Consider the following 13543-nt stretch of genomic DNA (forward strand, 5'->3'; position numbering starts at 1 on the left):
AAGAATCACCTTGCTCGAATTAGATGTGGTGCGGCAAATATGGAATGAGGAGCAAGTTGTATATTGACGTTATATGCACCTGACCACAATCTTACCAGGTTGTCTGTTAGTTCTTCTATTTGAGAAAGATTGTCCATTCCCGGTTTTAGGGATAGTAAAATTTTCCAGTTCACTGGAATTCCCTGTACGCTGTTGTATGCTCCCGACATCACCCCTGTGAGCACACTACAATAGCAGTTGAAAATTTGAGCTTGTTTATTACTTCGCAAAAGGCTTAATTTGAAATCTTCCACACTACTCAAAAAGCAATAAAGGGAAAGGGCCATATTGTGACTGATATTTTCCTGCAAGTTAAACTCCGCCCCCATTCGTACTATTCCTGCTTGTTGCTTTAACAAGTTATTTAGTTTTAATAAGCTTTCTGGGAGAGGAGAGGTTGTATTTCCTAAAAAATCAATTGTTTCAGGAATCAGAGTAACAGTGTTTAATGTTTCTGTTAGACATTTGATTAGGACATATCCCCAAGCTAAAGCGTTATCTCTTTCTTCTGGATCCGCATTGCCAAGTTTGAGGAATTGCTGTAAATTTTCTTTGAACTTGTCTGGATCTTCATGGTAAAAAATGGCCAGGGGTAGTGCAGCTATGACAATTATTCCCGCTGTACTTGTGGTGTTTTGGTAATTCTCCCACCATTCCTCTATTTCCAATCTACCCCACTTAATCAAACTCTGACTACCTGAAACTGCAATTTCCCCCAAACTGACCGATTCCTGATTAGTTAAAGTTTCGCCTAGCAGCATCCCCAAAAAAATACCCCTAACTCGACTCCTTAGAGAATAACGCATGATATGATTAAATCTCATTCTTTCTGAGATAATGCACCAGTGCTTGTAAACCTAATATATAACTCTGAACGCCAAATCCACTAATTTGTCCAATCACCACTGGAGCTATGTAGGAATGATGACGAAAATCCTCTCGGCGATAAATATTACTTAGATGAACCTCTACCGCAGGTAAATTAACACCGGCGATCGCATCTCTAATAGCCACACTAGTATGGGTGTAGGCACCCGCATTAATTACTATGCCTTGGTGCTGTTTTGTGGCAGCATGGATATTATCTATTAGCACTCCTTCGTGATTAGACTGGAAGGGAGTAACCTTCACACCCAATCTTACAGCTTCTGCTGCGAGGAGGGAGTTTATCTCTTCTAGGCTCTGAGAACCGTAAACACCCGGTTCTCGCTGTCCTAGGAGATTAAGATTGGGTCCATGCAGCACTAAAACACTGGCATAAAAGTTAGAGCCATGTATTCCGGTCATTAACGACCTCGTGGGCGTTCGTGCACTGGAATAGGGATGAGTTCCCCCTCGGGTTCCACTTCCGGACCTAGTAGTGCTTCTACCAACTTCCGGGCTAATTCTTTAAGCTTTTCCAGTACCTTTTCTATATAGTCCATTTAACTGAACACTCCTGAGATACTTCCCCATCCCCATTTGTGATTTATGATAACAGTTGGGAAATGGAAACTTTCCTTAACATACTATGTTTTTACCTTAGTTGTCAAGATCTAGCCTTTCTTTTGGCTCCTACTGGTGGATTTTGTGGTGGTTGACTTGGTTTTGGCAGTAGTTGATTTCTTGGTTGTGCTAGTAGTTTTACTCCTGGACTTACTAGAGGTTTTAGCTTTTAACAATTCTAGAGCTTGGCTGAGAGTAACACTTTCTACTGTTTGACCTTCCGGTAGACCGACGTTGGTTTTACCGTGATTAATATAATAACCGTATTCACCGTTATAAATATTCACAGGTGCATCATCTTCCGGATGTAAACCTAATTCTCGTAGAGCAGTCTTGGATTTACTATTTCTTGAACTTCTGGCTTTTTTGGGTTCTGCGAATAATTCCAATGCGCGTTCTAGAGAAATTGTCAACACATCATCACCCACCTTTAGTGAGCGGTAATCTTTACCATCTTTCCCCTGATCATGAACTACATAAGGTCCAAACTTGCCTAAACTAGCTTGAATTTTTGCTCCCGTTTCTGGATGCTCTCCTAAGTGTCGAGGCAATGACAATAAACCCACAGCCATATCCAAAGTGAGGTTTTCTTGGGTAACACCTTTAGGAAGGGAAGCTTGTTTTGGTTTGGGATTTTCGTCGGTTTTATCTCCTAATTGGATATAGGGTCCATAGGTGCCAATTTTCAGGTAAATGGGTTCACCTGTATCTGGGTGTGTTCCCAACTGATCTGGTCCCACGGTTTTTTGTCGCAGTAGCATATCCACCTGCTCAGGGTCTAAATCCGCTGGTGTAATGTCTTTAGGAATAGACGCTGTTACTATCCCTCCTTCATTTTCTACCTCAATAAATGGACCAAACTTGCCAATGCGAACCTTGGCGTTAAGGTTTTCTAATTCTACGGTTTTGGCTTTGCTAGGGTCAATTTGATCTTCTTGTTCTTGCACTAGGGCCTGTAAACCTTTCTCCCCTAAATAGAATTTCCGCAGATAGGGTAGCCATTCAGCTTCACCAGTGGCAATTTCATCCAGAGTTTGCTCCATTTTCGAGGTAAAACTGGGATCCACAATCTCCGGGAAATGTTGTTCTAATAAACTGGTAACAGCAAAGGCAGTAAAAGTAGGAATTAGCGCATTACTTACCAGTTGAGCATAACCTTTATCAACAATGGTGCCAATAATACTGGCGTAGGTGCTGGGACGACCAATCCCTTCACTTTCTAGAGTTTTCACCAAAGTTGCTTCTGTATATCTAGCTGGAGGTTGGGTTTCATGTCCCACTGCTTCTAATTCTGTACATTGGGGATGATCACCTACTTTTAAAGGAGGTAATATCACTTCTTGATCTTCCAGTGCAGCTTCCGGGTCGTCCGATCCTTCTACATAAGCACGAAGATAGCCAGGAAAATCTATACGTTTACCAGAAGAGCGGAATCCAGCCTCTTCTACTTTTAGGTGAACAGCAATCTGGGTTTGGCGAGAGTCAGCCATTTGGGAAGCAATAGTACGCTTCCAAATTAAATCGTAAACCGCAAATTCTCGTCCACTTAAACCAGTTTCCTGGGGAGTGCGAAATGTGCTACCAGCAGGGCGAATTGCCTCATGAGCTTCTTGGGCACCTTTAGACTTGGTGGTATATTGTCTAGGCTGAGGACTGAGATATTCCTGACCATACTTCTGGGTTACACAAGCTCTAGCTGCGGCGATCGCCTGTTCTGACAGATGTACAGAATCTGTCCGCATGTAGGTGATATATCCTTGCTCATAGAGATTTTGGGCGATCCGCATTGTATCCCTAGCGGATAAACGTAGTTTTCGGTTAGACTCCTGCTGCAAAGTGGAGGTAGTAAATGGTGGAGCGGGTTTTCGGATCACGGGACGTTCTTCTATATCCGTCACGGTCCAAGTTTTGCCTTCCAAACGTTCCTGGAGTGCTAAAGCCTGCTCCTCATTTAGTAGGACCACATTACGTCCTGCAGCGATTTGTCCTGTAGCGGGATCAAAATCACTACCCGTGGCTACTTTTGTTCCTTCTAAGGTGATTAACACCGAGGTGAAAGGGCTTTTTGCTTGTAACAGACTAGCTTTTAAATCCCAATAAGTACCTTCACGAAAAGCTCGACGTTGACGTTCTTTATTTACTAGTAGGCGCACTGCTACAGATTGAACTCTACCCGCAGAAAGTCCCCAGGAAATTTTCTTCCATAGCAGAGGAGAGAGAGTATATCCCACCAGACGGTCTAAGATACGTCTAGTTTCCTGAGCGCGGACTAATTGATCATCAATAGTTCTGCAGTTGGCTAAAGCCTTTTTAATTGCTTCCTGGGTAATTTCGTGAAATACCATGCGTTTGGTAGGCACTTTAGGTTTAAGTAACTGATATAAATGCCAGCTTATACTTTCACCTTCCCGGTCTTCGTCAGTTGCTAAAATCAACTCATTGGCAGTTTTTAAAGCTTCCTTTAGTTGACTGACGACTTTCTTTTTATCTTTAAGAACAACATATACTGGTTCAAAATCTGCTTCTATATTTACCCCAAACCGAGCCCATTTTTCCCCCTTAACAGTAGCAGGGATTTCACTAGCAGACTGAGGTAAGTCACGGACATGACCCATAGAAGCTTCTACCTGGTAGTCTTTTGGCAGGTAGTTCCGAATAGTACGGGCTTTGGTTGGAGATTCAACAATAACAAGGGTTGACATGGAAATTTCAAAGAATAGCTTTGAAGCTAAACAGTCAAGTTGAGATAATTTTGGCAGTGATTTTATTTTGCCACAAACTATAGGAAACGGGTAAAGATCCCATAAACCCCATAAATATGAGTATAAACGGCAAGAGCAATCTGGGATGCCGTCTACATCTATTATTCATCTTTAACTTATAGATAGTATGCTTGGCCAATAAAGTTGGGAAATTCCCACTCCAGTTTGATTTTGCCTTTTACCCGGTTCATGCTGTCCATAATTCTATAATTTCTAGTCACCAGAGTTAAAAACATAGAGATTAATGCAAATTCGGTCATGAACTATATATAGAATTGGAGTAGTTGTCCTTAATCTCTAATCACCAAAACCTATACATACCATGGATTTTGCTAATATTGCATCCCAGTTAAACGCGGGAACGATTTTACCAGAGGGGATTGTGATCATCACCCTCTTGGGGGTTTTGATCGTGGATTTGATTTTGGGGCGCGCTTCCTATCGCTGGATTGCTTACCTAGCTGTTGCTGGGTTACTGGGAGCCATTCTTTCCCTATGGTTACAATGGGACTCCCCCCATCCTATCGGTTTTACCGGTGGGTTTAATGCTGATGACCTCAGTATTATATTTCGCGGAATCATTGCTCTGTCTGCTGCTGTCACCATCCTCATGTCAATTAGCTATGTGGAGCAAAGTGGTACGGCTTTGTCAGAATTCATCGCTATTCTATTGACTGCCACTATGGGAGGTATGTTCCTCTCTGGTGCTAGTGAATTAGTGATGATTTTCATCTCTTTGGAAACTTTGAGTATCTCTTCCTATTTGCTAACAGGTTATACTAAGCGTGACCCACGCTCTAATGAAGCTGCTCTCAAATATCTGCTTATTGGTGCCTCTACCACGGCTGTATTTTTATATGGCATGTCCCTTCTGTATGGATTATCAGGAGGCGAAACTGAATTAAATGCGATCGCCAGTGGTATTGCTACAGCTCATGGAGGTCAGTCCCTAGGTTTAGTAATTGCTCTAGTGTTCATCATTGCTGGAGTTGGGTTTAAAATATCTGCTGCACCCTTCCACCAATGGACACCAGATGTTTATGAGGGTGCCCCCACCCCGGTCATAGCTTTTTTATCCGTTGGTTCCAAAGCAGCAGGTTTGGCTTTGTCCATCCGTTTATTAACGGTAGTGTTCCCCTTAGTAGAACAAGAGTGGAGATTTGTGTTTACTGCTTTGGCCGTGCTGAGTATGATCTTGGGTAACGTTGTGGCCCTCGCTCAAACCAGCATGAAACGAATGTTGGCTTATTCCTCCATTGCTCAAGCTGGTTTTGTGATGATTGGCTTAATTGCCGGTACGGATGCGGGTTACTCCAGCATGTTATTTTACTTACTGGTTTATCTGTTCATGAATCTGTGCGGATTTACCTGTATTATTCTTTTCTCTTTGAGAACAGGTACAGATCAGATTACGGAGTACTCTGGTTTATATCAAAAAGACCCGTTACTTACCCTGGGTTTAAGTGTTTCCCTATTATCTCTGGGTGGGATTCCTCCCCTGGCTGGGTTTTTCGGGAAGATTTACCTATTTTGGGCAGGTTGGCAAGCGGGTCTATATTGGTTAGTGTTGTTAGGATTAGTCACCAGTGTAATTTCCATTTATTACTACATTCGGGTAGTGAAAATGATGGTGGTGAAAGAACCTCAAGAAATGTCTGATGTGGTCAAGAATTATCCGACCGTGCGGTGGGATCTACCAGGATTTAGACCTTTACAAGTGGGATTGATAGTCACCCTAATTGCTACAACTATCTCTGGTATTTTGTCTAATCCCTTATTTACCTTAGTCAACACTTCTGTTGCTCACACACCAATTTTACAAGCTGGAAAATTGGCTAGCAGTCAAACCAGTTTAGTTGTGGATAAAAAGTCCCAACAACTATAACCTTTATGGGTAATGGATAGTCCCATTACCCAGTTCTCCATTACAATGGTCTAGTCAGCAATTTTTGGACTTGACATGAATTTTCGCTGTCCTTCAATTTTTCTTTTTGGCTTGACCACTAGTTTGGCATTAATACCCTCAAACCTAAACCTGCCAAGTGTCAGTGCTGTAGAAAATTGTTCAACTTCTGCTTTATCTCGCATTAAAAAACATCAAGTTAGTCCAGGTGAAAACTTGGTTACTATAGCGGAGAGATATAAGCTAATGCCAGCTACTATCTTACAGATGAATCCGTTAATCAGTAATGGTCAGGTCACACCAGGAACTCAATTACAAATTCCCCCTTTTGATGGCATGGTGGTGCAGGTATCAAATGGTCAGGGTTGGCAACAAATAGCTAAAAAGTATAGGGTTCGCCCAGATACACTATTTGAACTGAACGGTTGTCAACAAAATCCTACGGTGGTATTTGTTCCCTCTTCATCCAAGGTCAAACCCGCATCCAGGTCTGCTGGGTCTGTCACCACTATGGGATCGCCCATATCTAATTCTACAGGTGTGTCTTTTTCCTATGGTTGGCAAATTCATCCTATTACTAATCAAGTTTTTTTCCACAGTGGGATTGATTTATTAGCGGAAGTGGGCACTCCTGTCCGCGCTACTGCTAGTGGTGTAGTGGTCTTTGCTAAGGAGCAAGGTAGCTATGGTAACTTAGTTATTATTAACCATCAAGGTGGAATGCAAACCCGTTATGCCCAGTTAGAATCTATTAAAGTAAAGTTGGGTGAACAAGTTAAGATTAATCAAGTGTTGGGAACTGTAGGCGCTACGGGAGAACCCAGTTCCAGGGAACCACATTTACACTTTGAAGTTCGTGCTAGTGAGGATTTGGGATGGACTGCCAAGAACCCCGTAGATTACTTGAAGTGACAAAAAGCAAATTCTTCTAATATTAAACAAACCATCAGGTTTTATGTATGGTAGTTCCTAATTGTGATCTACCATTTCTCTTTTAAACCTAGACTTAAATTTTTAATTAATGTTTCCTAGTTTTCAATTGCCATATTAGATTATGTGATAGAGTCAAGTCAGACTAAGAAAAAACCTAAGGCAATTTTTTATGGGAGGTCAGGAAGTGGCTATTGCTACCATTAATCCTACCACTGGGGAAACTCTCAAGGTCTTTTTACCTCTGAAAGATGAGGAAATTGAAGCTAAACTGCATTTAGCAAGTCAGACTTTTCAACATTACCGTCATACAAACTTTGTAGAGCGATCGCACTGGTTATTGGAAACTGCCAATATTCTGGAAAGAGAAAAAACCGATCTGGGGAAATTAATCACCTTAGAAATGGGTAAAACTCTAAAATCTGCGATCGCTGAGGTGGAAAAATGTGCTTTAGTCTGTCGCTACTATGCCGAACATGGACCCAACTTCTTGGCCGACGTGAGTATTAGCACCGATGCCAGTCGCAGTCTGGTAAAATATCAACCATTGGGGGTTATTCTAGCCGTAATGCCCTGGAATTTTCCCTTTTGGCAAGTTTTTCGGTTTGCCGCACCTGCGCTGATGGCGGGGAATGTGGGATTACTTAAACACGCATCTAATGTCCCCCAATGCGCCCTATCTATAGAAGAGATTATTAATCGTGCTGGGTTTCCTCAAGGAGCATTTCAAACTTTATTAATTCCAGCCACACAAGTAGCAGATTTAATGGCAGATAATCGCATTAAGGCTGCCACCCTAACGGGAAGTGAACCAGCGGGTGTATCCTTAGCAGTTGCATCTGGTAAACATATTAAAAAAACTGTTTTAGAATTAGGAGGAAGCGATCCATTCATAGTTTTAGAAAGTGCGGATTTAGAATTAGCTGTTAGTACCGCAGTCACAGCAAGACTGATCAATAATGGTCAGTCATGTATAGCGGCGAAACGGTTAATTGTAGCTGAAGCTATAGCTGATAGGTTTGAGGAAATGCTATTGGCAAAATTTGCAACTTTGAAAATTGGAGATCCTTTAGCAGATGACACAGATATTGGACCATTAGCAACTAGCAAAATTTTGGCAGACCTGGATAATCAAGTGCAAATAGCCATAGCCAGTGGAGGTAAAATTCTTATAGGTGGTTATCCCATAAAAGAGGGTCATGGTAACTTTTATCCACCCACTATTATTGTAGATATTCCCCTAGATCATCCCATTGCTCAAGAAGAATTTTTTGGTCCAGTAGCCTTATTATTTCGAGTTCCAGATCTAGACGCAGCCATTAAACTGGCTAATAACACACCATTCGGATTAGGTGCAAGTGCTTGGACAAATAATCTCCAAGAACAGGAGCGGCTAATTACAGAAATCGAAGCAGGAGCTGTATTTATTAATGGCATGGTTAAATCAGACCCCCGATTGCCATTTGGAGGAATTAAACGTTCTGGATATGGTCGAGAATTAAGTATTCAAGGTATGCACGAATTTGTGAATATTAAGACTGTTTGGGTTAAGTAGTTAATGGTTGGTAGTGATATAATTCAAGGAAAATCAATGAATACAGCAGAACTATTAGTAAAGTGTTTAGAAAATGAAGGTGTAGAGTATGTTTTTGGCTTACCTGGTGAAGAAAATCTTCATGTTTTAGAAGCTATCAAAAACTCCTCTATTCAATTTATTACCACCCGTCATGAACAAGGCGCAGCATTCATGGCAGACGTTTATGGAAGATTAACCGGTAAAGCAGGGGTTTGTCTTTCTACCCTAGGACCTGGAGCTACCAATCTCATGACCGGTGTGGCGGACGCTAACCTGGATGGCGCACCATTAGTGGCAATTACCGGACAGGTGGGAACAGATAGAATGCACATTGAGTCTCACCAATATTTAGATTTAGTGGCTATGTTTGCTCCAGTTACTAAGTGGAATAAACAGATAGTTAGACCCAGTATCACACCAGAAATAGTCAGAAAAGCCTTCAAGCGATCGCAAACAGAAAAACCCGGAGCAGTTCACATCGATTTACCGGAAAATATTGCGGCCATGCCAGCGGAAGGTAAACCCTTACAAAAGGATAATCTAGAGAAAACCTACGCAGCTTTTGCCAGTATTCGTGTAGCAGCAGCGGTGATTTCCCAGGCAATTAACCCTATAATTTTAGTAGGGAATGGGGCAATTCGCGCCCGAGCTAGTGATGCTGTGACCCAATTTGCCACCCAAATGAATATTCCCGTGGTTAATACTTTTATGGGTAAAGGTGTCATCCCCTACACCCATCCTTTAGCCCTATGGTCTGTAGGACTCCAACAAAGAGACTTTATTGCCTGCGGTTTTGATCACGCCGATTTGGTCATAGCCATTGGTTATGATTTAATTGAATTCTCTCCCAAAAAATGGAATATGGAATGCAATATTCCCATTGTTCACATTGCAGCTGATGCAGCGGAAATTGATAGTAGTTATATTCCCCAGGTAGAAGTAATAGGTGATATTTCTGATTCCCTAAATGAGATTTTAAAAATTGCTGACAGACATGGTAAACCGGAACCTTACGCTATTAGTTTAAGGGGCAATATTCGAGCTGATTATGAACAGTATGCTCAGGATGATGGTTTCCCTATTAAACCACAAAAATTAATTTATGATCTACGTCAGGTCATGGGACCAGAGGACATTGTTATTTCTGATGTAGGGGCTCACAAAATGTGGATGGCTAGACATTACCATTGTCATAGTCCCAATACTTGTATTATATCCAATGGTTTTGCGGCCATGGGAATTGCCATCCCCGGCGCTTTAGCGGCTAAGCTGGTATATCCCAACCGCAAAATTGTGGCTGTAACCGGCGATGGCGGTTTTATGATGAATTGTCAAGAGTTGGAAACAGCATTGCGAGTTGGCACACCGTTTGTCACACTAATTTTTAATGATGGTGGCTATGGACTAATCGAATGGAAACAGGAAAATCAATTTGGTAAGGGTAAAGCAGCTTTTGTGCATTTTGGCAATCCCGACTTTGTCAAACTAGCAGAAAGCATGGGATTAAAGGGTTACCGTGTTGATTCAGCCACTGATTTGATTCCCGTCCTGAAAGAGGCCTTAGTGCAAGATGTTCCTAGCGTGATAGATTGTAGGGTGGACTATAGGGAAAATCGTAGGTTCACCCAAAAAGCCAATGATTTACACTGTGACCTTTAAACCGAATCTTAACACAAATAGGGGAGAAAACAATGGCGTGGCAAAAAATTCTGGCAACAAGTGACCTGCTACCAGGAGGTCGAGAAGTGGTAAAGGTAGGAAAAAGAAATATACTGGTGTTAAACCATGATAACCAGTATTATGCCGTAGAAAATAGCTGCCCCCACCTTAAAGTGCCAATGAAATCCGCAAAAATTGAAAGTGGTACAATTGTTTGTTCATTTCACCGTAGTGCTTTTGACCTAGCTACTGGAGAGGTCAAAACCTGGTGTCCTTGGCCTCCCGCAGTTGGGAAGTTAATGGGAATGGTCTCTCAACAGAGAAGTTTACCCGTGTTTCCCTTGCGTGTGGAAAATGATCATGTTTTGATTGACATACCAGAATAGTGGGTAATGGGGAATCCTTTCAAGCTCGGGTTCCCCCTCTGTTTTTAACTCCATGAATAACCTTGTGAATCTACATTTTACAAAAAACTTAAACCTAATATGGCTCGTTATACCTCTTCCTTTCTCATAGCTGTCAAAACTGAATATTTACACTCGCTAATAATCCAACTATTGCAGGATTGCGGATTCTCGGTTCAATTTTACTCCCATGATTATATTATGGCCAGTGAGATCCCTGGTAAGGTGGCATTTTCTAAGTTAGTATCCATAGAAGTGTTAGTTGATAAATCCAAAGCAGAAAATGAAACATGGATAAATCTTGTGGTGAAGAGTGAAGAACTGCCATTAAAGTTGGATAATCATTGCCGACAAGTCTTTGACCAGGTTCGTCAAGAAGTTGAACATAACCGTAAATGGCAACTAATTGAAAGTGTAGTAAATTGCTGATTTTAGATCCCAGTTGTTTAATTGTAAACTATGGCCCAACTGCAACGTCTCACCATTCAAGCATCCCAACTACAACAAAACCAAGTTCTCTTAACCCCTCAACAAAAACATTACTTGTTACGAGTATTAAGACTACAAGATGGGGATGAATTTATTTCTATGGATGGCATGGGTAAATGGTGGTTGACCAGATTAACAGCAGATACGGCACAGATTTTACAACCCCTGACACCAAAAACAGAGTTACCCCTATCTATAACCCTCATGCTGGCCTTACCCAAAGGCAATGCTTTTGATGACGTGGTTCGCTACTCCACAGAACTGGGCGTATCCTCTATTTTACCTGTTTTGAGCGATCGCACTTTATTAAATCCCAGTCCTCAAAGACTAGAACGGTGGCGACGTATAGCTGCTGAAGCTGCGGAGCAGTCAGAACGCGCTTTTGTTCCCACCATATTGGAACCCGTGGTTTTTAATGCTGCTCTAAGTGAATATATTAACTCTCAATGTTATATATGCCAAGCCAGGGGTAGCTATCCCCATTTAATCAATATAATTAATCTTCCGCTTAAAAGTATTAAAGAAATTGTAGTTGCCATAGGTCCAGAGGGTGGATGGACAGAAACAGAAATTGCCACTGCCATCCTAGCCAAGTTTCAGCCAGTATCCCTAGGCGATCGCATTTTGCGTGCAGCAACTGCCCCCATAGTTGCTTTATCTTTGATTGCTGCTGCTTGTGAACGCGTCAGTCTCCACCCCCAGGTCCTTGACTAGCGATTGCCAAAACCAATCAAATCAGGAGAGGATGCTTCCTTCACAAATCCGGGATAGGCTTCCATACCGTGTTCACCCACATCCAGACCTTCCAGTTCCTCTGATTCTTTAACTCGAATACCCATAGTATACTTGAGGGCGAGGAAGAAAATGCCAGATATGAGAATTGTAAACAAACCCACTGCCAACACACCTACAAATTGAGTCCAAAGTTGTCCAATACCACCACCAAAGAATAGCCCTGTGGGACCACCCTGATAGTAAACGTTCCCCTCAGCAAATAATCCCACTGCTAAGGTACCCCACACACCACAACCCAGGTGTACGGAAATTGCTCCCACTGGGTCATCAATTTTTAGCTTGTCAAAAAAGGGCACCGCTCTCACCACAAGAATACCAGCAATAGCACCCACAATAGCTGATGAGGGAACACTAATATAGGCGCAAGAAGCAGTAACTCCCACCAATCCAGCTAGAATGCCATTAATAATCATAGATAAGTCAGGCTTACCTAGAAATGCCCAAGCTGCAATAGTTGCTGCTATACCACCAAAGGCGCCAGCTGTATTGGTAGTTAAGGCGATGTGGGCAATAGCGGTTCCATCTGATACACTCATAGTAGAGCCAGGGTTGAAACCAAACCAACCTAGCCAGAGTATCAAACAACCAAGGGTAGCAATACTCATATTATGACCGGGCATAGCATTAGCAGACCCATCCGGATTGTAGCGACCAATTCTGGGCCCTAACAAGAAGGCTCCCACTAGAGCGGCCCAACCTCCAACGGAGTGAACCACAGCACAGCCAGCAAAGTCCCAGAAACCCAGTTTGTATAGCCATCCTCCGCCCCAGATCCAGTGACCTGTAATGGGATAGGCCAAGCCAACCAAGAGTAAACTAAAGATGAGAAAGCTGAGAAATTTGATTCTTTCTGCTACTGCTCCGGATACGATTGTGGCCGCTGTACCTGCAAACACTAGTTGGAAGAAGAACTTGGCCCCTAAGGGAACACCAGTCCAGTTAAGGGAACTGAAAATTCCTTTATATGCATCCCCCATGGCCGGGCTATTATCAGCTCCCTGTAAAAATAAACCACCAAAACCTATGAAGGGGTTACCATCACTGAACATCAGGCCAAATCCAATGGCCCAGAAAGCTACTGTAGAAAGGGCAAATACAATTAGGTTTTTTGCCAGTACATTAACGGCGTTTTTCTGACGACATAACCCCGTTTCTAACATACCAAAACCAGCATTCATAAAAAATACTAGCATCCCGGCAAACATCACCCACATGGTGTCAATGCCAACTTTGAGATCAGCGGACTGTTTAGCAATGTCTTCTAGCTTAGGTGGGTCAGCTGCAACAGCTGCATAGCCCCAGCTAATTACAATTAGCATAGCGACAGTTATACAAGCACGCCCAATAGGAGCCAGGTTTCCTGCTGATAGCCATGGAAAACTCAGTCGAAGGGCAGAGCCCCGCTTACGCCGGAGGCGTTTTGATCTTATTCTTGTCATGCTCATCAGTGTAAGTGAGTAATTTAGCTAATGTTTTTTGAAGGACAAAGCCGTAACTAGGG

Annotated in this window: 14 protein-coding genes; 7 read left to right on the forward strand and 7 right to left on the reverse strand. The window is 42.4% G+C overall.

Annotated features, from left to right (window positions below; genetic code table 11):
• Window positions 1-5: 5 nt before the first annotated feature.
• The 5 genes from ASL19_RS11845 to ASL19_RS18655 form a co-directional block, all read right to left on the reverse strand.
• The gene (locus ASL19_RS11845; RefSeq protein WP_235528991.1) at window positions 6-863 is read right to left on the reverse strand and encodes a hypothetical protein; all 858 of its coding nucleotides are present in this window, start codon (window positions 861-863) and stop codon (window positions 6-8) included.
• A complete protein-coding gene (aroQ, locus tag ASL19_RS11850) occupies window positions 853-1326 on the reverse strand; it encodes a type II 3-dehydroquinate dehydratase (protein ID WP_006275826.1) in 474 nt (157 codons plus the stop codon). The genes ASL19_RS11845 and aroQ overlap by 11 nt, the downstream gene beginning before the upstream one ends.
• Window positions 1326-1463 (reverse strand): hypothetical protein, encoded by a 138-nt coding sequence (locus ASL19_RS18295; protein ID WP_006275827.1) that lies wholly within the window; start codon window positions 1461-1463, stop codon window positions 1326-1328. Before ASL19_RS18295 ends, aroQ begins: the two co-directional genes overlap by 1 nt.
• Before the next feature lie 111 nt (window positions 1464-1574).
• The gene (gene topA, locus ASL19_RS11855; protein ID WP_057178507.1) at window positions 1575-4226 is read right to left on the reverse strand and encodes a type I DNA topoisomerase; all 2652 of its coding nucleotides are present in this window, start codon (window positions 4224-4226) and stop codon (window positions 1575-1577) included.
• Window positions 4227-4402: 176 nt separating this feature from the next.
• The gene (locus tag ASL19_RS18655; protein ID WP_235528992.1) at window positions 4403-4546 is read right to left on the reverse strand and encodes a hypothetical protein; all 144 of its coding nucleotides are present in this window, start codon (window positions 4544-4546) and stop codon (window positions 4403-4405) included.
• A 62-nt stretch (window positions 4547-4608) separates the two neighbouring features.
• Here ASL19_RS18655 and ASL19_RS11860 point away from each other — a divergent pair, with 62 nt between their 5' ends.
• A complete protein-coding gene (locus tag ASL19_RS11860) occupies window positions 4609-6171 on the forward strand; it encodes an NAD(P)H-quinone oxidoreductase subunit N (RefSeq protein ID WP_057178508.1) in 1563 nt (520 codons plus the stop codon).
• Window positions 6172-6221: 50 nt separating this feature from the next.
• Here the strand turns inward: ASL19_RS11860 and ASL19_RS18660 are convergent, their stop codons facing one another.
• A complete protein-coding gene (locus ASL19_RS18660) occupies window positions 6222-6374 on the reverse strand; it encodes a hypothetical protein (protein ID WP_235528993.1) in 153 nt (50 codons plus the stop codon).
• Between ASL19_RS18660 and ASL19_RS11865 the strand changes: the two genes are divergently transcribed.
• The 6 genes from ASL19_RS11865 (at window position 6322) to ASL19_RS11890 (ending at window position 11961) form a co-directional block, all read left to right on the forward strand.
• Window positions 6322-7101, forward strand: a complete 780-nt coding sequence (locus tag ASL19_RS11865) for a M23 family metallopeptidase (protein WP_255356460.1) — start codon at window positions 6322-6324, stop codon at window positions 7099-7101. The two genes, ASL19_RS18660 and ASL19_RS11865, sit on opposite strands and share 53 nt — an antisense overlap.
• A 205-nt stretch (window positions 7102-7306) precedes the next feature.
• A complete protein-coding gene (locus ASL19_RS11870) occupies window positions 7307-8674 on the forward strand; it encodes an NAD-dependent succinate-semialdehyde dehydrogenase (RefSeq protein ID WP_057178600.1) in 1368 nt (455 codons plus the stop codon).
• Between the two features lie 36 nt (window positions 8675-8710).
• Window positions 8711-10354: an acetolactate synthase large subunit gene (locus ASL19_RS11875; RefSeq protein ID WP_057178510.1), complete on the forward strand. Its 1644-nt coding sequence runs from the start codon at window positions 8711-8713 to the stop codon at window positions 10352-10354.
• Window positions 10355-10386: 32 nt separating this feature from the next.
• On the forward strand, window positions 10387-10740 hold the full coding sequence (locus tag ASL19_RS11880; RefSeq protein ID WP_057178511.1) for a Rieske (2Fe-2S) protein: 354 nt from the start codon (window positions 10387-10389) through the stop codon (window positions 10738-10740).
• Window positions 10741-10839: 99 nt separating this feature from the next.
• Entirely contained in the window at window positions 10840-11187 is a 348-nt protein-coding gene (locus ASL19_RS11885; protein WP_057178512.1) for a hypothetical protein, read from the forward strand.
• Window positions 11188-11217: 30 nt separating this feature from the next.
• Window positions 11218-11961 (forward strand): 16S rRNA (uracil(1498)-N(3))-methyltransferase, encoded by a 744-nt coding sequence (locus ASL19_RS11890; RefSeq protein WP_057178513.1) that lies wholly within the window; start codon window positions 11218-11220, stop codon window positions 11959-11961.
• Here ASL19_RS11890 and ASL19_RS11895 read toward each other — a convergent pair.
• Window positions 11958-13481 carry an ammonium transporter gene (locus tag ASL19_RS11895; protein WP_200959861.1) on the reverse strand — a complete coding sequence of 508 codons (1524 nt, stop codon included), beginning with the start codon at window positions 13479-13481 and terminating at the stop codon, window positions 11958-11960. The two genes, ASL19_RS11890 and ASL19_RS11895, sit on opposite strands and share 4 nt — an antisense overlap.
• Between the last annotated feature and the right edge of the window lie 62 nt (window positions 13482-13543).

Origin of the sequence: Cylindrospermopsis sp. CR12, from assembly GCF_001432185.1 — a bacterium.
GTDB classification, from domain to species: Bacteria; Cyanobacteriota; Cyanobacteriia; order Cyanobacteriales; family Nostocaceae; genus Raphidiopsis; species Raphidiopsis raciborskii.